The following is a 22,761-nucleotide window of genomic DNA, read 5'->3' as shown; positions in this document are numbered from 1 at the left end:
GCCGATGGTTCACTACGTTGTCGCGGCACTGGCTTCAACAGTATTCGTGGATGCGACGCGGGCGTACCACTTTCCTGAATCCTTCATGAAGCGGCGCTGCGTGGGGAAGTCCACGAAGACCATGCCGAAGCGTTGGGTATAGCCTTCGGACCACTCGAAGTTGTCGAGGATGGACCAGGAGTGGTAGCCGCGAACATCGGCACCGTCTTGAATGGCGCGAGCGAGTTCGCGAAGGTGTTCCCGGTAGTAGTGAATGCGGCGGACATCGGCGACGCGACCGCTGGCGTCTGGATAGTCGCCGTAGGAACAGCCGTTTTCGGTGATCTCGATCGGGAGTTTGTAGTCCTTTGAGACACGCTGCACGATCTCATACATACCGCGTGGATAGACCTCCCAACCGATTTCGGTGAGGGGGCCCTCTTTTCCGTTGTAGTGGTTGAAGCCCATGGCGTCGTAGGAGGGTTTAGTGGGAGCAGGGGTCGCGAGGTTAGCGACTATTTGGCGGAAGTAGTAGTTGACTCCGATGTAGTCGAGTGGCGCGGTCATGCGCTTGTCGTCGCCGCTCTGGAAGCCCATGGTCTCTAGGGGAACGCCGTGGACGAAAGCTTCGGGATAGTGACCACGCAGGGCGGTCTCGAGAAACCAGACGTTATTGAAGGCGTCGAAGCGTTTGGCTGCGGCTGCGTCCTCGGGTGAGGAAGTCGCCGGCGTGGTGGAAGACATGCTGAAGGCTGTGCCGACTTTGGACTTCGGAGCGATGGCTTTGATGGCGCGGAAGGCGTCTCCCTGCGCAAGGTTGACGGTATGTGAGGCTTTGAGGAAGAGGTCGAAGTCCTGTTTGCCAGGAGCATGGACGCCGCTACCATAGCCTAGATAGGTGAAGACCCAGGGCTCGTTGAAGATGGCCCATGTGTTGATGCGATCGCCTAGCGCCTTGACTGCTATCTCGGCGTAGTCAGCGAAGCGTGCGGCGGTGTCGCGGTTGGGCCAGCCGCCTTTGTCCTCGAGAGGCTGAGGGAGGTCCCAGTGGTAGAGGGTGACGAGCGGACGCATGCCGGCTTTGAGGACTGTATCGGTGAGGCGCTTGTAGTAGTCGATTCCCTTCTGGTTTATGGTGCCTTCACCAGTCGGTTGAATGCGTGACCATGCGATGGAGTAGCGATAGCTGCGCATGTTCATCTGCTTCATGAAGGCAATGTCTTCGGGGAAGCGGTGATAGTCATCGCAGGCTTCGTCGCCGGTGTAGGCGCCCTTGACGTTGCCTGGAGCGTGGCTGAAGCGATCCCAAACTGTTTCTCCGCGGCCATCGACGTTCCAGGCGCCTTCGACTTGGTATGCGGCGGTGGCGGTGCCCCAGAGGAAGTCCTTAGGAAACTTGATTTCGCCTGCGGCGGGAGTCTGCTCTGCGACGGCGTTGAGGGTGGGGAGGATGGAGGCTCCGGAGAGCTTGGGAAGCGCGGCTGCAGCGGCCCACGCAGATGTTTGGGCGAGAAAACTTCGGCGGTTCATGTCAGGTGGTCTCCGGGTGGACTGCTTTGCGTGCTCTATGGCACAAAAAAATAGGATGGGGAAAACTCGGAATTTGAAGGGGGGTTCGGGGAAAACCTGGTCAGGAACGTGGTGTTTTGGTGGTGAGTTTGTGGTGCGATGCGTGGTAGATGTGGTGTTTTAGATGATGTGTTTTCGGGGTTGGAAAAATGTGACAGTGTTTCGAGATTTATTTTTCATGCCGCGATTGAGGAAGTAAGCGATCTCCTTTTGCGGCTTTTTGCGGCTTAAGGAGTCGAGGCAAAAGTTACCCGTCGGCGAAGAGGGTTTCTCTTCGCCGACGGGTGATTATGCTGCGTTTGATTTAGAACAGCACCTTGAGGGCAAACTGGTACTGCCGTGCGGTGTAGTTCGGATCGGTCTGCGAGATGCTTCCGAATCCGGCATTACCCAAGGCATCGCCAGGTTGACCGTTCTGGAGGTAGAAGTTCGGCGTGTTCGAGATGTTGTAGCTCTCTGCGCGGAACTGCAGTCCAAACCGTTCGGTGATGGTGAAGTTTTTGAAGACCGAGAGGTCCACGTGACGGAAGTTGGGTCCGAACAGCACGTTGCGCGGTGCAGTCCCAATGGTTCCGAGGGCTTGAGGCTGGAAGGCTTGTGTGTTGAAGAAGTTGTGAATCGACTTAGATCCGCGTGGATCCCCAATCAGATTGGGACGATCCTGGCCCCCGCTGTTTTGGGGAACTGCGCGATTGTTAAAGCCGTTGCCGTCAGGGTTGTCGTTCGGGGTGTTGAGAGGGCCGCCGCCTCCGCCACCATTGTTAACGATGGTGAAGGGCTTACCACTCTGCCAGACGGTGATGGTATTGAACGACCACCCGCCAAGAGCGGCTTTCTTTGCACCTGTGAAGTTCTTGCCGTACTGGAGTTCGTAGTTCAGACCAAGAGCGAAGCGGTTTTGGATATCAAGTTCTGCCACTCCGTATTCCGTCCCCCGGATGTTGAACGGATTGGCGTTGCTCCAACCTTGGTTGCCGCCCTGTTGGGAGAAGCCAGTGATGTCGCTCAGAGCTTTGCCCCAAGTGTAGTTCGCATCAAAGGCCAGCCCCTTGGTAAAGCGACGCTGGTAGGAGGTCTGGAGAGCGTTGTAGTTGGAGATACCGCCGCTATTGATGTAGCTGATACCGCCTGGTGCGTTAGGTCCGGCAGCATGGAAGACTGCATCGAGCGGACGGGCTCCGCCTACTGGGTTGGTAGCGCTTCCCAGTGGGGCGAAGGGATCGTACGGCAGCGCCTGATTGATGTTGTTGATGGACTCCGGCAGATGCTGGCCGATGTTGCCGACATAGCCGATGGTGAAGACGTTGGATCCGAACTGCTGCTGAACCTGCAGGTTGTACTGCTGGATCATGGCGTTCTTGAACTTCGGCGCTTCTGCGACGAACCCGATGCCGGGGATCGTAGCAAGATTGGCGAGTTGTGCCGCGTTGGGGGCGGCGGGTTGGGGTATTCCGAGGCTCAAGTCCCCAGGTTGTGCCTGAGCGACGCAGTCTCCGTTTTGGCCCTTGGGCAGCGCGCCGCCATTCTCATACTTAATGAGTTGGACAGCGATGGTGGATTGGCAGGACGGGTTATACACGGAGGTAAACGGTGCGTTCTTCAGGTCGGCATTGGAGGTGTAGTTGCCGGGGAAGTAGCTGATTCCGTAGCCACCGCGGAGGACGGTTTGGGGTGTGAGCTGCGCGGAGAAACCAACGCGCGGAGCAACATCACCGTAGTCGGTTGGGAGGTTGACCTGCGAGTTGACGCCATTGACACCAGCAATCTTCAACGCGCTGCTTGTGGCGGCGGCTGGGTTGCTGAGCGCGTCAAGGAAGTCGTAGTTCGAGATATGGTTATGAGCTTCGGTGAACGGGGTGAATACATCGTAGCGAAGGCCATAGATCAAGGTCAGCTTGGGGTTGACCTTCCAGCTGTCCTGAACGAACCCGCCTGGCTCCCAGCTGCGATAGTCCGGCGCGTTGATGTTGAAATTACGCTGCTGGTTGTTGAAGCCGCCGAGGAGAGTTGAGGCCAGCTGGTTGTCCTGAATTGTTTGCTGGTCGCCACCTGCATTCAAGGTGTCGCTCTGGAGGTTGAACTGATACGCACCGACTGCAGAGGCGCTTTGGACGTTACGAGCCTGGCGGCGAATGAGGCTGAGGCCCGCCTTGATGTTGTGGTTGCCCTTGGTCCAGCTAAGCGTACCGGAGTACTGGAAGGTGTTGTCGATGTCCTGCAGGGGAACATACGCACCGTCGCCGATGTCGCCGAAGGGGCCAACCGCGAAGGGCGTGAGAGAGTCAGCAAAGGGGCTGAAGCTGGTCATGCTGGCAGGGAAGCCGAGTTTCTGGTCGATCCCGACGCCATAGTTGAGCGGAAGAGAGAGGTTGTTGATGCGAGTGTAGCCTAACCGCAGGTCGACCAGCAGATTGGGGTTGAAGATGTGCGTGAAGCCGAATGCAAACTGTGTTGCGAAGTCGGAGGCGGGACCGTCAAAGTTGTACCTTCCACCCGAAACCTCAACACCGTTTACGGTTCCGAAGTTGGGAGGCGTGAAGCTCGTAACTTTGTTGTAGGACCAACGGCCAAACAATATGTTTTTATCGTTGAACTTGTGGTCTACGCGAGCGTCATAGAGGTTGTAGTCCTGGGTTTTGCTCGGGCTGATGATGTAGTTGTTTGAGAGATTGCTGTTGGTCGGTGCCGGGTACAGCTTCAGGTAGGCGAGTGCAATCGGATTGATGGGCACTGGCGTACCGGTGACCAATCCTTGAGACGCCTGAAGTGTTCCGTTGCTTGTGCTGAAAAGAGCCTGAGGCGATCCACCGTTGATGCTGTTGATGTTGTTGAATTCGGATTGAGTCGGCACCGTGCCGGTGTCGGTTACGCCCTGGACGTTCCGGAGGCCTTCCCAGTCAAAGTAGAAGAAGGTTCTGTCTTTGATGATCGGTCCGCCGATGCTGACGCCGTACTGATTCTGACGCAGCTCGGGTTTGCTGCCGGTGGTTGCGAAGACGTTACGAGCGTCGGTTACATCGTTGCGGAAGTACTCGTAGACGGAACCGTGGAATGCGTTTGTTCCAGAGCGGGTGATGAGGTTGATGACGCCGCCGGCGGTACGACCAGCCTCTGGAGAGTAGCTGTTGGTCTGGACGGTGATTTCCTGAATACCTTCAACGTTCGGCTTGATACCGATGGTGCCGATGATGCGCTCGTTGTCGTCGATACCGTCAACGACCCAGTTGTTGAGGGAGTCGTCCTGTCCGTTGACGGACAAGCCGGCTGCGTTGGTGCGGCGATCATCTGGACGGCCACCGCTCGAGAGGCCGTTGCCAGCACCTTCGTTGGCGCCGGGGACGAGGCCCACGAGCTGAACGAAGTTACGGCCGTTGAGGGGAAGGTCCTGCACGGCTTTTGCAGTAACGGTGGAGCTGACGGTTGCGCTGTCAGCCTGGAGAAGAGGGGTGCTGGCGGTGACTTCGACGACGGTCGATTCTGCACCGAGCAGGAGGTGAACGTCGTTACGGGCGCGGTCACCAGCCTCTACGGAGAGGTCGTTCGTTACAAAGGTCTGGAAGCCCGCGGCTTTGACCGAAATGGAGTAGTGTCCGACTGACAGGAGCGTGAAGTTATAGTCGCCCGAGCTGTTGGAGACTGTGGTGCGCTTTTCGTTGGTTCCGACGTTGGTGAGGACCACGGTGGCGTTGGGAACGACGGCGCCTGTGGCATCGGTGACGGTGCCGAGGATGTCGGCGGTGGTCAGCTGCGCGAAGGCTGCTGAGGTAAAGAGGACAAGAAGCGCCAGTAGATAAGCCGGCTTACTCCATCCCCGAGACAATCTGCGTCCGCACTGGCCTATGCGGTTCATCTGGGTTTTCGAATCGTAGATCATATTGTCCTGCCCTTCGGTGCTTGGTTTGTAAATCGTTTAAGTCGATTTCTCGTTGCAGTGCTTGGCTGGCAGAGTTTCGTTGAATTCTGCTCAACAAACTAGGAATGCAGTTGCTGTTTTATGGAAAAATCGCCCTATTGTGCGGCAAGTGAAGCTCGTACTGCATTTACTTCAAACGTTTGAGTAGAGGAAATGATGTTAGTCTTCCCCGGCTGAGGATTCTGCTGGATTGAACTATTGCTTGTCAAGAAAGTTTTTGGCGTGGGGGTGACTCCGAAGACCCTTCAGGAACAGACCGGGATTGTTGGTCGTACCAGTTTGGCTTTTGCCTGAAGTCTCTCGATCGGAACTAGGAGATGATTATGCCGTACGGCGCTCAATTGGGGGAGGATTGAGGAGAGATGCAAGACGGGGTTGGGAATTGGTCAGACGATTCAAAGAGACCTTTTCGGACTCAGACTAGTTACTCCTTTAAATAAAGGGGAGGAGAGCGCAAGGTGTTGATGCGCTCTCCTCCAAGGGAAATGTTTGCGAGAGGGTTAGAACATGTACTTCAAAGCGAATTGAAGATTGCGTTCTCCCTGTGATGCGTTGACGAGACCGAAGTTAGGCCCGATGGAGGAGTTGGGAGCGTTCAGGATGGGGTGGTTGAGGGCGTTGATGGCTTCGGCGCGGAATTGCAGGCTCTGGCTTTCAACGATGTGGAAGCTCTTGGAGACGCTGAAGTCAACAGCCTGGAGACCGGGGCCGGTGAAGCTGCCGACCGCGCAGTTGCCGAAGCCGCTGGTGGGTTGGGAGACGGAGCCGGGATCGAACCAGGTGTAGCCGGGGCTGCCGGCGACAGTAGAGCGCTGGTACGGCGTGTTCCTGGCTGGACCGTCGCAGTTGGCACGAGCGAAGCCAGAGGTGGTGCCGGAGTTGTCGGTCGCCTGTGCGGTGAAGGGGAAGCCATCGTGGAACTGGAGGATGGAGTTGGCCTGCCATCCGCCGATGATGAGATCCGCAGCGCGAGGGATGTTGGAGCCGAACTGCCGTCCGCGGCCGAAGGGCAGGTCATAGGTGACGAAGCCGTTGAAGGAGTTGGTGACGTTCTGGTCGCAACGTCCGTAGTCGGCTGCGGGGTTGTAGGTGTTCTGGAAGAAGAAGTGGTTGTTGCCGGCCTGGGTAAAAGCAGCGTTGGAGTCTCCGTACTGCGCGAAGAAGCCGGAGGTGTTGCCGAGACACTTGGCAAAGGTGTAGTTGGCCTGGAACTCGAGACCATGGCTGAGACGCTGCTGGAAGCTGGTCTGGATGGCGTTGTAGTTGGAGTAGCCGACGGACGAGGTGAGACGCGCCTGACCGACGAGAGATTGGAGGGTGGGATTGAGGTAAGGGCTCGGTGCGATGTTGCCGTTGGCCTCGAGGACCTTCTGGTTGATGAGCGAGATGGCCATGAGGTGATCAGTCTTCTGGCCAACGTAGCCGATGGAGAAGGTGGAGGAGTTGCCGATCTGCCGCTGAACGGTGAGGTTGTACTGCTGGGAGACGGCAGGGCGGGTGTTGTTGGGGTCGAAGGCGTGGATACCGGCATTGGCGAAGCAGAGGGGTGACTGCGCGATGGCCAAGGCTGCAGTACAGCCGGGGGCGGATAGGGTGGAGAAGCCTTCATCGAGGTTGGAAGACGGGAGGGGCACGGAGCCGCCGGCGTTGGTCACGTTGGGCTGGACGGCGAAGGGTGGGTTCTGGAAGAGCAGGTTGCCGGTGCCGGTGGTTTCGCTGAAGTTCGAGATGCCGTAAGCTCCACGGACGACCATGGCTTTATCGCCGTTGGGCTGCCAGGAGAAGCCGATACGAGGCTGGAAGTTGGTGGGGCCGTTGTACTGGTTATAGAGCGCGGAGGAGTTGCCGTTCATGCCGGCGATTTGTACGTCGCCAGTGAAGAGGCCGTAGTTGACTGCCTCGTTGTGGGCATCGGCGCGGGGATTGATGACCTCGTAGCGGAGGCCGAGGTTGAGGGTGAGGTTTGGTAGAGCATGCCAGTCGTCCTGGACGAAGCCGGAGAAGAGGTTGTTGCGCAGACTGTGACCGGTGCCTGTGCCAACGGCTACGTTTTCAGGTAGGCCAAGGAGGAAGTCAGCTTCGGCGAAGCCGCTGGGGGTAGTGGTGGAACCATTTGCGCCAGGGATCACGACGCCAGGGTTGCCGGTGAAGGAGCCGTTGAAGGTGAGTTGTCCGGCGAGGCCGGAGTTGCCGACGTAGAGGATGTTGGTGATGTAGCGGAAGAACTCGAAGCCGAGGTTGAAGGTGTGTTTGCCGTGAACGATGGTGACGGTGTCTTCGACCTGGACCACAGTGTCGTGGAACTGCTGAACAAGGTTGTCATTGCCGAAGTCAGAGGCGTTGAAGGCACCGGCGAAGAGCATCTGAGGCAGGAAGGTCTGTCCTGGTGCGGCTCCGGCGATGCCGAAGGTTGCAGGAAGATCCTGACCGGTGGGGTTGGTGTTGCTGAAGGTGACGGGGAAGTAGCTTCCGCCGAAGCGAAGGTTATTGATGAGCGTGGAGCTGAAGGTGTGGGAGTAGTCGATGACACCGTTGTAGAGCGGGTAGGTGCTGAGCGAGTTGCCCTGCAGCGGGAGGCTGTTGGTGGTGGGGTTGGAGATGTTCTGCTGGGAGTAGCGGCCGTAGATGTGATCTTTCTGCGTGGCTACCCAGTCGATCTTGAGGTCGCCCTGGTCCGAGTTGGTGGAGCTATGGGTGAGGTTGATCTGATTGTTGGTGGCCAGGGAGTTGATGGGCTGGGGATAGAGTGGCGAGTTGAGAATCTTCGATGCTGCGGGGCTGATGTTGCTGCTGATCTGGTTGTTCAGGAAGGGCAGACGGCCAGTGGGGGTACCTGCGGAGTGGGGATCGTAGAGCTGCTGCGCCAGGTTCTTGCAGACGCCCTGAGTGTTAAAGCCAGCGGTGCAGAGAGCGGAGAAGTCGCCGTTCCGCTCGGGAGTCGTGAGAACGGTAAATAGCGCCGAAGTTGCGGGCTGGTCGAAGCGGGAGCCCTGGTAGTCGGCAAAGAAGAAGAGTTTGTCCTTAACAATGGGACCGCCGATAGAGCCGCCGAACTCGTTCCAGCGAAGCTTCGGTGTGGGAGCTGCGCTGCCGCCAGCCGTCTTGGTGAGGCCGTTGGCCCAGGTGTTGGCGTTGAAGACGTCGTTGCGGATGAACTCGAAGGCGTCGCCATGGAACTGGTTGGTTCCGGATTTGATGGTGACGCTGACGATGCCGCCGAGGTAGTTGCCATAAGAGGATGGCGCGTTTTGGGAGATGAGGTTGAACTCCTGGATGGCGTCGACGCTGGGGGCGAAGGCTACGTCGTTGTTGTCGATCTGGTTGTTATCCATGCCATCGAGGATGTAGTTGTTGGTCTGCTCGCGGTTGCCGTTGATGTAGGGGCGTCCGACCTGGAAGCTAGCCTGCGGACCGGTAAAGGAGCTGGGGTTTAAGGTGACGGCGCCGGGCGAGAGCAGGGTGAGCTGGTTATAGTTGCGTGTAGCAAGGGGGAGAGTGACATTGGCGCGAGCATCGAGAACGGTGCCGAGGTAGCTGTCATCGGTTTGGAGGAGAGGCGGCGCGCCTGTGACTTCGACCGTCTGCGAGGCTTGTCCGACGGTCAAGGCGATGTCGATACGTGCGGTCTGTGCCTGGTCGAGCGTGAAGGCGGGGCGCTCTGACGAGGAGAACCCCTGGGCTGTGACCTTGAGCGTGTACTGACCTACGGGGAGGGGGGAAAGATAGTAGATGCCGGAGGCACTGGTTCGGGTGTCATAGGTGGTGCCTCTGGAGATCTCGCGGGCTGTGACTTCCGCGCCTGCGACGACGGCGCCTGAGGCGTCGGTGACTGTTCCGGTGATCTTAGCGCTGATGTCCTGCCCATGGGCAAAGGTACAGATCAGAAACGTGAAGAAACTGCATAAAGCGATGCGTACTCTCATTGGTGGCCTCCAATTACATTTCTCTTTGAAGCGACTTCGACTGTCGCTCAGATTTTTATGAGTGTTTGCGCCTGAGGTTGAGTAGCACTGCAGTTTGTCGTTGCGCAGCGACTTCAATCCTTTGCGTCTCGTTTGATAACTATTCCCTCGGACATTGCGGTTGTCGCGAAACCCTGCAACAAACCGCGAGCAGAAAACTTTCGATATCGATTTAGACGTTCCGAAATAATGAATTCTTTTGAAGGCCAAATGGTATAGACAACTGTACTAACATGCAAGGGCAAAATGTGAATAGAAGAGGTCCTACCGCATGCTCGGCTTCTGAGTGATGTTTCCAAAACCCCTGATGGGCAGCGGGGATTCACGCTGCGCGAGTTTTAAATCAGTTACTTAGAGGAGAAGGAAGGATGAGAGCCGAAGAAGGTGGAAGACTCTGATTTTCGAAAAAATCGATCGTGGAAGGAGTCTTGTAACTGACGAGAAAGTACGTCGGAACAGATGGCCCGGAATTCTTCAGGCGGTCCGTTTCAGACGACATCGATGGTCTCTGAGACAGCGGGACACCTCGTCGATCTTCTGAGGAGTATGCCTCCTCGAAGTAGTCGTGTGGTGTGCTGTGTGTACTGTTAGAAATTCAACTCGATGTTTTAAAGGTGGCCAGTAAGCGTTCGCGAACGAAGACTATGTGCTCGCGCATGGCTAGACGCGCCTCGCGCCTGGAGTCCTTTTTGAGAGCCTGGTAGATCTTCGTGTGAGCGACGGGAGCAGTTGTTGCCGAAAGTTCGTAGGACTTGGAACGGCAGAGAAGGGCCTTTTGCTGGACGTTGTCGAGGACGCGGCAAAGCTCCTGGTTGCCGGTGGCTGCGGTGATCAGATTGTGAAACCGCATGTCTTCTTCGATGTGCTCGAGCTTGTTGCCGTTCTTGAGAAACTTCTTGGTGCGATTGATGCTGGCTGATAGATCGCTGAGCAACTTCGGCGTGATGTTGGCCGCGTCGATGGCGTGCATCTCGAGAACTTCGCGAAGCTCGTAGAGGTCCTTGATCTCTTTCGCGGAGAACTGACGAACGTAGGCACCGCGCCGCGCTTCAATGCGGACGAGACCTTCAGCTTCTAATCGATTGAGTGCTTCGCGTACGGGAGATTTGCTGATTCCGAGTTGGGTGGCGAGGGACTCTTCGGTGAGCCGGGATAGTTCCCCTAACGTCCCATTCAGCACATTCTGCTTAATGCTCCGGTAGGTAAGCTCAGTAAGGTTTGGGATTTTAGCCAGCTTAATCATGATGTGGTGGTTTGAGGATTCTACACGACTCAGGACCTGAGACAGCTTGGTTGACGCCAATGGAATAACTCAGAAATCAAATGGCAGCTTTAATCTCCGGGGTGGTACTGGCGCTCGATGTGTCCCTTGAGATCGGAGGGGTAGAAGTAAACATCACGTAGGTCGCCTGTGCTGTAGCGTTTCGCCTGGTCATTGAAGTGAGGAGAGGAGGGATTGCCACTTTCGCCGCCTGCGGTGACGGCCTTCGCGTGAACTTTCTCGCCGAACTCGACGACGGCTACGAAGCTGTTGCCGCTGGTGCCGTACCACTTCTTCGTTCCGGGGTAGGTGCGGGCTCCGAAGGAGGCGAGGGAGCCCCAGAAGGAAGACGTAAAGCCGACGGGGATGCTGGGGCCGGCGTCGTTGAAGGGTTGGACGATGTCTCCTGTGAGGCGCTGGAAGCGATTGATGTTGCCCCACGGGGTCTTCCATGTGCCGAAGTTTGAGGCGAGTTCGTCGGTGGCGGCGGAGAAGGATTGCAGAAGCTGCTCGGGGGAGGCGTTGGTGGTGAGGTAGTCTTCGACGCGGAGGCCTTCCTTTTGGGCTTCGCGTGCGACATTGCGGCGAATGTCTTCGCCCCAGAATATGGCGAGGGAGGTTGGGAGGGAGTCGATGGCCCAGCGATGGTTCCACGTGCGGAGTTGCTGAATGGGATCGGCGAGTTTGGTCTTGAGGGGGTCGGAGGATGGGAGCGCGTCGTAGGCGTTGAGGAGCGCGGGGATGGTTTGGTCGAACCACGGGAGATAGCTGTCGTAGGCCGCGGCGATGAGCGAGTCGAGGGTGAAGTCTTTTTTGTCCTGCAGGACGCGGATGGCGTGAAGGCCGCGAGCGGTCTCTGTGCCGGTTTCGACGTAGGCGGGATAGTCGACCTTGCGCAGGCTGCTGATGCCGGCACCGGACCACGGCCAGTTGTTGCTGTTGTAGAGCCAGCCGCTGCCGGGGTTGAGAAGCTGGGGTAGTTCGTTGACGGCGAGAAGGCCCTTCCAATCTGTAGCTGGATTGCTGCCATCTACTGGTTTGGTGAAGTCGAAGGCGGTGTCGCGGCGGGGGATGAAGTTACCGTGGAAGTAGGCTATGTCGCCGTCGGCGTCGGCGAAGATGGTGTTGTTGGAGGAGTTCGCTTTGAGTTCGAGGGTCTGGCGGAAGGATTTGTAGTCTTTTGCCTTGGTGCGGATGTAGGACTGTGTGAGCGCTTTGATTGGTTCCTGCATGAGGCGGATGCTGATCCATTTGCCATCTGCCGCGCGGATGATGGGGCCATGATGGGTGCGGTAGATGGTGAACGTCTTTTCGGCGAGGCCGTGATCGGTTTTGTAGGGGACCGAAATCTGCTCTGTGGTGAGGGGTCGGAGTTCGTTGCCGTATTTGTAGAAGAGGCGATTGTCTTTGTTCTGGATGGTCTCGAGATACTCGTCGACTGCGTCGACGCCGCTGGAGGTGTGCATCCAGCCAGCTCGCTCGTTGAAGCCCTGGTAGATGAAGAACTGGCCCCAGGTGACGGCTCCGTAAGCATCGAGGTCGTGGTCGCTGGACACTTGGAGTTCGGAGCGGAAGAAGAAGGATGTGTGGGGATTGATGAGGAGGAGGGCGTGGTGGTCGCGTGTGTTCGAAGGGGCGATGGCCATGCCGTTGGAGCCGGTGGGCTCGGGGGGGTCGCTGTCGTGGATGTAGGGACCGTCTTCATGAGCGGTGAGATTGGACGCGGGGGGCGCAGGTGGGTTCGTGTAGAAGGCTTCGAGCTGGGGCAGGTTGATGCGTTCGATATCGCCGCCTATGCTGCCTTCGGTGAAAGAGAGGGCCATCCACGGCTCGAAGTGGTGGATGACGCGTGGCTTTACTTCGGGGTGTTTGTAGAGGTAGAAGTTGAGGCCATCGGCGAAGGCGGTCATGAGAGTTTTGAGCCAATCGGGGCTGGCTGTGTACTGCTTTTTCAGCTCAACGGGATCGATGAAGAGCTTCATGCGAAGGTCTTGGTAGATTCGGGATTCGCCTTCGGCTTCGGCGAGGCGGCCCATCGCGTTGATGTAGTTGGTCTCGATGCGATTGAAGTCGTCTTCGGCCTGGGCGTACTCCATACCGAAGACGGCATCAGCGTCGGTGGTGCCGTGAATGTGCGCGATACCCCAGTCATCGCGGGTGATGACGACGCTCGCCGCTTCTTGCTTCCAGCGCGCGGATTCGCTGTCTTCGGCAGCGTGAAGAGTGGAGGAAGCGAGCAGAACAGCGATGAGTACGGCCAAAGGCTTACGACTGTTTCTGTTCTGCATGAACTACTCGTCTCCCATTGCAGGTGCGTTCGAATGGCGCAGCGGTGCGAACAGTTTACCTTCTGGAGATGAGTAGTTTTGCGTTAGAAGGAGAACTTGGCTGCGAGCTGAACCAGACGTGGGGCTGCGGCACTGACGATTTTGCCGAAGTTTTGCGTGTCTTCGACTTGTCCGTCGACTGCGGCGGGGCCGTAAAACTGGGCGTGGTTGAAGGTGTTGAAAGACTCGAGGCGGAACTCGAGAGATCTTGCTTCTGCAAAGCGGAGATTTTTCTGGAGGGCCATGTCGAAGTTGTTGATGCCGGGGCCGTAGAAGACTCGGCGTTTGGCGTTGCCCAGCTGGCCGAATTGCTCTCCGGGAAAGAGCGCTGTGTTGAAGGCTGGCCGTCCGTTGCGACCGTTGGTGTTGATTTTGAGAGCGCCGGGGAGGTACTGCGGGGTGTCGAGGAGATAGTTGTTGGCGCCGTTGCCGAGGGTGCCGAGGAGGGAGTTGTCGGAGTTGTCGAACAAGGTGACGGGAAAACCGGAGGCGAAGCGGGCGACGCCGGAGAGGCTCCACTCTTCGGTGAGGCGGTTGCTTTTGCGGAAGAGAGTGGCGAGAGGGAGCGCCCAGGTGTAGCTGGCTACGAAGTTGTGCTTGAGGTCCCAGGCTGAGATGGTGCGGCTTTGGCGGGGGTCGATGGGGTTGAGCTGTTCGCCGAGGCTGGAGCCCTGGTCGATGGACTTGGCGTAGGTGTAGCTGAAAAGGAATTGGGAGCCGTGGTGCTGGTAGCGGACGGTGGTCTCGAGTGCGTTGTAGTTGGAGCTGGCTACGGATTTGTCGGCGGTGTTTTCGCCGTAGTGGGGGCCTTGGCCTACGCGAGTTCCCTGCACTGTTTGACCGGCACTGTTGGTGTAGGTGGAGTCTTCGCCGAAGGGACCGCAGCCGGGAAGACTGAGACAGAGGGCGGGATCACCGGGGTTGGCGGAGACGAGGGCGAGGATGCGGTGTCCCTGATTGCCGACGTAGCTCACAGTCAGCAAGGTGTGGCCCGTGATCTGGCGTTGGATAGAGAGCATGTAGTTGTTGGTGTAGGGGGCGCGGTTGCGGTAGTAGAAGAAGGGATCGGCGGCGATGGGAGTGAAGTTGGCCCAGTTGACAGTGTTGTCGGGATTGGATGCCGAGACGTTGTGCGAAGGGAACGGGAAGGGGAAGCGTTGACCATTGTTGACGCCGGTTGCGGCGGTGACGAAGGGCGTTGCGAGGAGTGGTGGACCGGGGCTGAGATAGTTGAAGCCGAAGGGTGGCACGGCGTACATGATGCCTGCGGTCAGGCCGGGAAATGCGGTGTAGAAGAGGCCGTAGCTGGCGCGAATGCTGGACTGGCCGCTGGAGCCGAAGATTTTGCTCCAGAAGCCCTGATCGAATTTTGGTGTGTAGGCGAAGCCGATGCGCGGGGCGAAGTTTTTGTAGCTGGTGGGGGCTATGGTGCTGGGGACTCCGGGATCGCCGGCGACGACAAAACCTTCGGGGGCTCCAGGGTAGAGCGTCGATTGCTCTCCGGGGATGTAGGTCTGGAGCTGATTATATTTTTCCGACCAGGGTTCGATGAGATCCCAACGGAGGCCGGCGTTGATGGTGAGGTCACTGCGAACGCGCCAGCTGTCCTGCACGTAGAGGCCGAGGTAACGATTGCGAAGATAGAAGGGCTGGCCGGAGGATTGTGTGAAGTTGCTGGGGGTGCCGAGGAGAAAGTCCGCGTAGGGGTCTCCGGTTTCGGTGCCGTTGATATTGAAGGTGCCGTTGAAGGTTGCGTTGGGATGTTCGTTGACCTGATCGGAGTGAAACTGTACGCCAAATTTGAGAGTGTGCGAACCGACGGAGCGGGAGATGCCATCGCTGAGATAGTAGGTGTTGTTGGTCTGAGTAATGTTTGTAATCGGGACGCCCATGACGAAGGTCGGGAATGTGATGTTTTCGATGCCTTCGAACTGTGGGGCCTGGACGAAGATTCCTCCGTTGGCAGGGTCGGTGAAACCCTGAGAGGCGAGGCTTACACCGAGACCACCCTTTGGCTGGCCGATGATGTTGGCGTTGCGCAGATAGCCAATGTGGAACTCGTTGACGGTGTTTGCGCCGATCACCTTTGTGTCGCTAGCTGAGAAGAGCTGCGCTCTGCCGATGAAGAGGGCGTCGAAGCCGGGCACGCTAGCGCCAGCGACTGAGCCGGGGTAGGGATTGTCGAGACTGTAGTCGTCAATGAAGTAGTAGGCGGAGAGCTGGCCGAAGCGGCTGTTGCCGTCGATGCGGACTGAGCCCTTGTCGTCGCGGACGGTTTGCGAGAAGGCGGAACTGGAGAACTGGTTCTGCACTCCGTTGGAGGTGACGTTAGGCGAGGGAATGTACTGGAGTAGATTCTTTGCTGGAGCGGATACTGCACTCTGTGGGATTACTCCATCCGGGAATACGATGGGGCCGCTCGCTGCACCGGCAGGCGTACACACGGATTGAGCCGAGTAGGGATCGTTTGCCGTAACTGTCCTCCCCAGTTCCTGCGAGAGTAACGAGGCCAGATAAGGGCCGCTGACGCATCCAGTGAGTGTGCTCTTGCTTGAGGAAGGATCGATGAAGTTGCCTTTGCGCTGCGAGACGGTGGGGACTGAGATGTTGCCGGTTGAGACGCCTTGTGTGGTTTGTGCTCCCTGGAAGTCTGTGAAGAAGAATATTTTGTCGCGTTTGATGGGACCGCCGATGGCTCCGCCGTATTGGTTCTGGTCGAAGGAGGCGCGGGTCTGATCGAAGTAGCCTTTGGCGTCGAGGTTGGTGTTGCGGAAGAACTCGAATGCTTTGCCGTGAAGACGGTTCGTCCCGGATTTACTGACGACGGTGATGATGCCGCCGTTGTAGTTGCCGTACTCGGGATCGAAGTTGGTGGTAAGGACGCGGAACTCCTCGATGGAGTCGAGATTGGGGATAACGGCGGTTCCACCGTTCATGGGCTCTTCCACGTTGATTCCGTTGACCATGAATCCGTTGGAGGATTCGCGCTGGCCATTGATGGAGAGGGTGCCGGGGTTGGCATCGCCGGAGGGGTCGATGCTGCCGGTGACTCCGGCCATGATGACGGAGCTGGGAAGAAGAGTCGTGACGGGCGCGACGCCTGGCTGGATGGCGAGCAGATCGGTGTAACTGCGGCCGTTCAGAGGGATGGCGGTCATCTGATCGCCGGATACTACCTCACCGAGATGGGTTGCGACGGTCTCGACTTGAACGCCGGCTTCGCTCGTGACCGTTACGACGTCGGACCGCGTGCCGATATCGAGAGCAGCGTTGACGCGGATGGCGGAGTCGGTGTCTACAGTAAGGTCAGCTCTTCGCTGTGTGTTGAAACCGGAGGCGGTGATGATGAGGTCGTAGTGGCCGACGGGCAGATTTGGAAATATGTAGAACCCCTGCTTGTCGGAGATTGCCTGGTATGTTGTCTGCTGTGCGATGTTGACGAGCTTGAGCGCCGCGCCCATAACGATGGCGCCGCTTTGATCCGTGACGGTACCGGAGATACTGCCGCCGGTTGCGGCGTGCAGGAGTGTAGAGACGGATAAGAGGAAGGCAAGCGTCAGAGTTGATACAAGTGTTCTGACGACGGAGCTGCTTGACTTCGATAAGAGCACGTTCGCCTCGAAAGGCGTGGCAAAGCAGGCGTAAGGCTCAGGGTCAGTGAGCGATCGGCCCCGTTTCCACGCGGGGGTAGAATCACGATTTTCCTGGGTAGGTCTCCTGACTTACAGGCGGAAGCTGCTGTTGAGCGGCTCCTGACTCTTCGCCTTCCCCGATTGAGACCGAGTGGCTCGTGAAGAGTCTTTTCCTGATTACAGTGGCGGGACCATGCCGGACTTACACCGGCTTCCCTTTTATGCCCTCGCGGGCACCCAAGATGTTTCTCTTACAAATTAGCACACGTCGATGACTCGGTGAAATCGACGCCGGAAGGGATCCGGCCTTCTGCGTAAATATCTATTATTTGTTTGACGAAATCATGAAAAGTCACTTCAGAGCGGGTCGCAGTGGCTTCAATTCCCCGTCGTTGGCCGCGGGTTTGAGCTGTAGGAGTTTTGCGATGAAGTCATAGACATCGACGTTTTGAAAGCTGGCGAGCTTCGTTCCCGGGCGGATGTCGGGACCATTTGCGACGAAGATCGCCTTCATCTCGGGCATTCGGGTTACGTCATAGCCGTGTTCGCCTGCGGGTGGGTTGCGGGGGCTCTCATGGCTGCGAATGTTGTAGGGACCGTTGGGGACGATAACTGGATCGCCTTCGCGTGAGTTTTCGTTGAAGTGGAGATAGGCAGGAACTTCGACTCGACGATAGGCGGTGAAACGCGGGTCTGGGTGAGCGCGAAAGCTCTCGTAAGCTTTCTGGGCGTCAGCTTCGCTCTCGGCGTAGAGGAGCGTGCCCTCGGTTTTGAAGTGTGAGAGATCGGCGAATTGGTCGAGTGTGATCCAGTCGCCTTCCGTCTTTATCATGCCGTGATCGGCGAGGATGATGAGGTCGATGGGGAGATGAGTGGCGTCGAGTCTGGCTTTGAGATCACCCATGAGTTGATCGACGTGATGGACCTGCTCCTGCTCTTGAGGTGAGTCAGGACCATAGGTGTGTCCGGCGTGATCGGTGTTGCTGTAGTAGAGGGTAATGAAGTGCGGACGTTCCGACGGAGGCAGGTTGAGCCAGGCGACTACCTGATCGATACGCTTCTGGTCGTCGAAGCCGTCGTCGAAGTGGAGATATTCGTCGGGCCGTTCGCCTGCGATTATTGCTTCGGAGCCGGGCCAAAAGAAGGATGCGGCACGCATTCCCTGTTGTTCGGCTAATGACCAAAGCGGGGTGCCTGTGTACCAGCTTCCGTCGGTGGCGGTCTTCGGGTCTCGGTAGGAATATGTCTCGCCGCGAACGGAATCGTAAAACACGTTGCCTACAATTCCGTGATGCTCGGGATTAAGACCGGTGACGAGGGTGAAGTGGTTCGGAAAGGTGATGGAGGGGTAGGACGGCAGCATGCCCCCTGGTGCGGTTGCTCCGGTGCGCGCTAGTTCGGCGATATGTGGTCCGCCAAACTTTTGTGGATAGTCGTAGCGGAAGCCATCGAGTGAGACGAGAACGACATAGTGCTTTTTCTGCTTTCTGGGCGTATTGGGTGCACCGGCGATTTTTACGACTTTATCGCCTTCTGAGCTTTGGGGGGATTCGGCTTGAACGTTCTGTGCCAAGGGAACGAGCGGGACGGCAAAGACGAGAGCTTTGAGAATGGATAAGCGGATGGACAAATGCTGCTCCCGAATTTGCTCACCAAATGAGCACGGTTATTGGATGGAAGAAAGGCCAAGAGTTCGGAACCATTTTAACGGCTTCTAGACACAGAGACACGAAAGTTTTTGATGGCGCTTGGACTCGAAGCTGCTGTGCATTCAAATTCCACCCACAAACCTGCGACAGGTATAACCTTATTTTTTAGGAGGAGATGAGTGCCTGTTGATCCGCTTCGAGTCATCTCTGATCTTAAGGAACTTCGTGCGTTGACGGGCGACGCCGACGGCGCTCAGCGAGTGGCGTGGACTCCAGCCTGGCTCAAGGCGCGAGAGTGGTTTCAGGAGAAACTGAAAGGCCTTCCGTTAGAACATCACTATGACGCTGCGGGAAATTCCTGGACTACCCTTCGGGGCGATTCAGATCGAGCTCTTATTCTTGGGAGTCATCTTGACTCTGTGCCGAATGGGGGTTGGTTGGATGGATGCCTTGGCGTGCTCACTGGACTCGAGGTGACGCGTGGCCTGGTAGAAGATTTTGACGGACGCCCGCCGATCACGATTCGGCTGGTTGACTGGGCTGATGAAGAAGGTGCGCGATTCGGTCGCAGCCTCTTCGGATCTTCCGCATTTGCAGGGACTCATACGATTGAAGCCGATCGCAGTCGGACGGATCGCGATGGCGTGCGGCTGGAGGATGCTCTTCTAAGCTGCAAGATTAATGTGGAGCAGATTGGGAGGGCTGCGGAGGAGCGGAGAAATGCTGCTGCGTATCTGGAGTTGCACATCGAGCAAGGGCCGGTGCTCGAGGGAATGGGTCTGCCATTGGGAGTTGTACTGGGAACCAAAGGGGTGGAGCGCCATTCCATCACGTTCCATGGGCAGGAGGCTCATTCTGGATCGACGCCGATGAGCGTACGACGGGATGCGCTGGCGGCTGCGGCTAAGCTGGCGCTTGAGATTCGTCCGATCGCGCGGAAACATCCTGATGCGGTCGCGACAATGGGAAGTGTGAAGACTTTTCCCGGGATTGTGACGGCTGTGGTGGGACGTTGCGAGGCTACGCTTGATATGCGTGACCTTGACGAGAAGGTGCTGGCTTCGATGTTGCGTGATGCTCGCGATGCCAGTGAGCGTTTCGCGAAGGAAGAAGGCTGCACTGTCGATTGGTCGAGGATTTGGAGTATTGAACCGGTCCCGTTTGATCCGCAGCTTATTGAGTTTTGTGAGGAGGCAGTCCGGGAGACGAGCAGCGTGTCTCATAGGCTGCCGTCCGGTCCGCTGCATGATGCTGCGGAGGTCGCGCGCGCTGGGATTCCGACCGTCATGATGTTTACTCAATCGCTTGCTGGGCTGAGCCACAATAAAGCGGAAGATACGAGGATCGAAGATTTGACGTTGGCTGTGCAGGCGTTCGATCGGCTTGCGAGAAAGACCTTGAGATGGTTGAGTGAGCAGGGATCATGATGAAGATGGATTTCCTCTATTGCATGATTCAAAGTGATTTTGGATCTCTCTGGTTGGCAGTACGTTTGGCGAGATAGTGCATAATAGTCACTCCTGATAAAAGATGCGCGGTCCAGGAGGGTCATGATGTCTTCCATGATGCAATTGCCCACATTCGATGGATGTTTCTCCGGCTGTGATTTTGTTGAGCCTGACAGGATGATCGGACTTTGATGAGCGAGCGCGTTCCTTTTCCTGAGCAGATCGCAGCTACGTCAAAGGTGGCAGAACGCTTTGGCGATCTGCATCCGCCACTCGACCGGCAGGCTGCTGTGCCTGAGGCTAATCGCTGCCTGTATTGCTTCGATGCGCCCTGCACGAATGCATGCCCAACGCATATTGATGTGCCGCGATTTATCAAGAAGATTGCCAGCGGGAATCTTTCGGGCTCTGCGCGCACGATTCTGGATGCGAATATTCTGGGAGCGAGCTGTTCTCGGGCGTGTCCGGTGGAGGTGCTTTGCGAAGGGGCTTGCGTGATGCATCGCTACAACAAACAACCGATTCAGATCGCACGGCTCCAGCGTTTTGCGATGGATGCGCTGTATGACAGTGGAGCTCCGCTGCCGTTTGAACCTGGCGCCGAAACTGGGCTATCGGTTGCGTTGGTTGGCGCAGGACCGGCTTCACTGGCTTGCGCCGCTGAGCTTCGGCGTCGTGGCATTCGCGCCGATCTCTACGATGCGCGACCGTTGCCCGGAGGCTTAAACACTTACGGAGTTGCGGAGTACAAGTTGCCATTGGTGGAGAGTCTGCGTGAGATTGAGATGCTTGCGCAGCTGGGGGTGGACTTTCACTTCGAGACGAGGATCGATGCTGCGGGACTTGCCGAACTTGAACAGAAACATCATGCGGTTTTCTTAGGCATCGGACTGGGCGCGATTCATAAGCTCGGAGTCGCTGGAGAAAGGCTCCCCGGAGTGACGAACGCACTCGATCTAATTGCTGGATACAAGTCTGGCTCGCTGACGACTGTACCCAATCGTGTTGTCGTGGTGGGAGCCGGCAATACTGCAATTGATGCGGCGATTGCAGCCGTTCGACTTGGGGCTATTGATGTGCATATCGTTTACCGACGAGGACCTGAACAGATGTCTGCGTTCACGTTTGAGTACGAGCATGCGAAGAATGAGGGTGTGAAATTTTTATGGCATGTTCAACCGACGGGCATTCGTGGCAGTAGAGCAGTGGAGGGGATCGAGTTGACGAAGCTTGACTCGACGGATGATGGTTCGATCGTGCCTCAAGAAGGATCGGAGTTCGTTCTTGAAGCTGATCTGATTGTTCTATCGATTGGACAAGCTACGCATTCAGGTTTTCTCTCTGAGTATCCGGGTGAGTTTGGAAAGATTCAGGCTGAACGTGGTCGGATTGTGATTGACCGAGAGACGGGACAGACCTCCAACCCGAAGTTTTTTGCAGGTGGGGACTGCACCAACGGCGGCCGCGAAGTGGTGGACGCAGTTGCAGACGGAAAGCGCGCAGGCGTCAGCATCGCTGCATGGTTGGAGGCACAACATGTCATCGTCTAAACCGACATTGGAAACTACCTTCTGCGGGATTTCGTGCCTCAATCCTTTTTGGCTCGCATCTGCGCCGCCTACGAACTGCGGGGAGCAGGTCATGCGTGCCTTTGACGCAGGCTGGGGAGGAGCTGTCTGGAAGACGATTGGGGAGCCAATTACAAATGTGAGTTCGCGCTACTCGTCGATCGATTGGGAGGGGCGTCGCATGATGGGCTTCAATAACATTGAGCTCATCTCGGATCGTCCGATTGAAGTGAATCTGCGGGAGATCGCGGAGGTGAAGCGGCGGTATCCGAAGCACGTGGTGATTGCTTCGCTGATGGTTGAGAGTAAGCGCGAGAGCTGGCATGACATCGTGCAACGTGCGGAGGATGCGGGTGCTGACGGGCTTGAGCTTAACTTTGGATGCCCCCATGGGATGAGTGAGCGCGGCATGGGATCTGCAGTGGGACAGGTGCCGGAGTACTGCGAACAGATTACGGGGTGGGTTAAGGAAAAGGCTCGTACGCCTGTAATCGTCAAGCTGACTCCGAATATTTCGGATATTCGGATACCTGCGCGTGCCGCCAAACGCGGCGGTGCGGATGCGCTGTCGGCTATCAATACTATCAACTCGATTACGGGCATCGATCTCGATACATTTCAGCCGAACCCGAACGTTGATGGCAAGAGCTCGCACGGCGGCTACTGTGGACCTGCAGTGAAGCCGATTGCGCTCAATATGGTTCAGCAAATTCAGGCAGATGCTGGGAGCGTGCTTCCGCTCTCGGGGATTGGTGGTATCGGAGGCTGGCGTGATGTGGCGGAGTTCATTCTGCTGGGTTGTAGCACGGTGCAGGTGTGTACCGCTGCGATGCACTACGGCTATAGGATCGTCGAAGATATGCAGGACGGACTGTTGAATTGGATGTCTGAGAAGGGGTTTGCGACACTCGAAGATTTTCGCGGGTTGTCGCTTCCAAATGTTCGCGAGTGGAAGCAGCTCAACCTCAACTATCAGATCGTTGCTCGCATCCACGAGGATTTGTGCATTGGGTGTCAGCTTTGCTACACGGCTTGCTGGGATGGGGCGCATCAGTGCATTCATCTTGACCGAACGTCTCCAGTGCTCGATACGACGCGAACGCCGGCGATGGTCGAAGTTGAAGCTGCGCGAAGGATTTCGAGCACGCCGATTCCGAAACTCGACACGGGAAGTGCGAGAACGATCTCTGCGGTCACCCCGCTTGAACGAATTCCGCGTGTGGATGAGCACCACTGCGTGGGGTGCAATCTATGCTCGCTTGTTTGTCCGGTTGAGAACTGCATCACGATGGAGCGTATTGATAAAGGCATCTCGGCTGAAAGCTGGGAGCAACGAGTCGCAAAGGGCATGGTCCCGTCGGGCGCGAGCGGAGTGATGAGCACCAATACGTGATGTAGATCTGCCTAATGAGGGCGGACGCCTTGTGGCTGTGCAACTGTAGCGTTGAAATGA

General features: G+C 57.1%; 10 protein-coding genes and 1 riboswitch. Of the genes, 3 read left to right on the top strand and 7 right to left on the bottom strand.

Annotated elements, in window-relative coordinates:
- Window positions 1–12 precede the first annotated feature (12 nt).
- The 7 genes from RBB77_RS06360 to RBB77_RS06330 all read right to left on the bottom strand — a co-directional run bounded on the left by RBB77_RS06360 (window position 13) and on the right by RBB77_RS06330 (window position 18,273).
- Complete coding sequence (locus RBB77_RS06360) at window positions 13–1,509, bottom strand: GH1 family beta-glucosidase (protein WP_353065673.1); 1,497 nt, start codon at window positions 1,507–1,509, stop codon at window positions 13–15.
- 343 nt (window positions 1,510–1,852) lie between these two features.
- Entirely contained in the window at window positions 1,853–5,422 is a 3,570-nt protein-coding gene (locus RBB77_RS06355) for a TonB-dependent receptor (RefSeq protein ID WP_353065671.1), read from the bottom strand.
- Window positions 5,423–5,961: 539 nt separating this feature from the next.
- A complete protein-coding gene (locus RBB77_RS06350) occupies window positions 5,962–9,384 on the bottom strand; it encodes a carboxypeptidase-like regulatory domain-containing protein (protein WP_353065669.1) in 3,423 nt (1,140 codons plus the stop codon).
- A gap of 634 nt (window positions 9,385–10,018) precedes the next feature.
- On the bottom strand, window positions 10,019–10,666 hold the full coding sequence (locus RBB77_RS06345) for a GntR family transcriptional regulator (protein WP_353065667.1): 648 nt from the start codon (window positions 10,664–10,666) through the stop codon (window positions 10,019–10,021).
- A gap of 89 nt (window positions 10,667–10,755) precedes the next feature.
- Window positions 10,756–12,972, bottom strand: a complete 2,217-nt coding sequence (locus tag RBB77_RS06340) for a penicillin acylase family protein (RefSeq protein ID WP_353065665.1) — start codon at window positions 12,970–12,972, stop codon at window positions 10,756–10,758.
- An 83-nt stretch (window positions 12,973–13,055) separates the two neighbouring features.
- The gene (locus RBB77_RS06335) at window positions 13,056–16,622 is read right to left on the bottom strand and encodes a carboxypeptidase regulatory-like domain-containing protein (RefSeq protein ID WP_353065663.1); all 3,567 of its coding nucleotides are present in this window, start codon (window positions 16,620–16,622) and stop codon (window positions 13,056–13,058) included.
- Between the two features lie 79 nt (window positions 16,623–16,701).
- Window positions 16,702–16,899: riboswitch (cobalamin riboswitch) on the bottom strand.
- Between the two features lie 96 nt (window positions 16,900–16,995).
- Window positions 16,996–18,273 (bottom strand): ectonucleotide pyrophosphatase/phosphodiesterase, encoded by a 1,278-nt coding sequence (locus tag RBB77_RS06330; protein ID WP_353065661.1) that lies wholly within the window; start codon window positions 18,271–18,273, stop codon window positions 16,996–16,998.
- A gap of 198 nt (window positions 18,274–18,471) precedes the next feature.
- Here RBB77_RS06330 and RBB77_RS06325 point away from each other — a divergent pair, with 198 nt between their 5' ends.
- The 3 genes from RBB77_RS06325 (at window position 18,472) to preA (ending at window position 22,701) form a co-directional block, all read left to right on the top strand.
- A complete protein-coding gene (locus RBB77_RS06325) occupies window positions 18,472–19,719 on the top strand; it encodes a Zn-dependent hydrolase (protein WP_353065659.1) in 1,248 nt (415 codons plus the stop codon).
- Window positions 19,720–19,931: 212 nt separating this feature from the next.
- Window positions 19,932–21,290: an NAD(P)-dependent oxidoreductase gene (locus RBB77_RS06320; RefSeq protein WP_353065657.1), complete on the top strand. Its 1,359-nt coding sequence runs from the start codon at window positions 19,932–19,934 to the stop codon at window positions 21,288–21,290.
- A complete protein-coding gene (gene preA / locus RBB77_RS06315) occupies window positions 21,277–22,701 on the top strand; it encodes an NAD-dependent dihydropyrimidine dehydrogenase subunit PreA (protein WP_353065655.1) in 1,425 nt (474 codons plus the stop codon). The genes RBB77_RS06320 and preA overlap by 14 nt, the downstream gene beginning before the upstream one ends.
- The last annotated feature ends 60 nt before the right edge of the window (window positions 22,702–22,761 follow it).

Source organism: Tunturibacter psychrotolerans, from assembly GCF_040359615.1.
Taxonomy (GTDB): domain Bacteria; phylum Acidobacteriota; class Terriglobia; order Terriglobales; family Acidobacteriaceae; genus Edaphobacter; species Edaphobacter psychrotolerans.
Note: the sequence above shows the minus strand (reverse complement) of the source record. Positions and strands in the feature narration are given on the sequence as shown.

Bases quoted from the DNA above. Each gene is read 5' to 3' on its own strand.
- RBB77_RS06360 (WP_353065673.1), bottom strand. From the start codon at position 1,509: ATGAACCGCCGAAGTTTTCTCGCCCAAACATCTGCGTGGGCCGCTGCA.
- RBB77_RS06355 (WP_353065671.1), bottom strand. From the start codon at position 5,422: ATGATCTACGATTCGAAAACCCAGATGAACCGCATAGGCCAGTGCGGA.
- RBB77_RS06350 (WP_353065669.1), bottom strand. From the start codon at position 9,384: ATGAGAGTACGCATCGCTTTATGCAGTTTCTTCACGTTTCTGATCTGT.
- RBB77_RS06345 (WP_353065667.1), bottom strand. From the start codon at position 10,666: ATGATTAAGCTGGCTAAAATCCCAAACCTTACTGAGCTTACCTACCGG.
- RBB77_RS06340 (WP_353065665.1), bottom strand. From the start codon at position 12,972: ATGCAGAACAGAAACAGTCGTAAGCCTTTGGCCGTACTCATCGCTGTT.
- RBB77_RS06320 (WP_353065657.1), top strand. From the start codon at position 19,932: ATGAGCGAGCGCGTTCCTTTTCCTGAGCAGATCGCAGCTACGTCAAAG.
- preA (WP_353065655.1), top strand. From the start codon at position 21,277: ATGTCATCGTCTAAACCGACATTGGAAACTACCTTCTGCGGGATTTCG.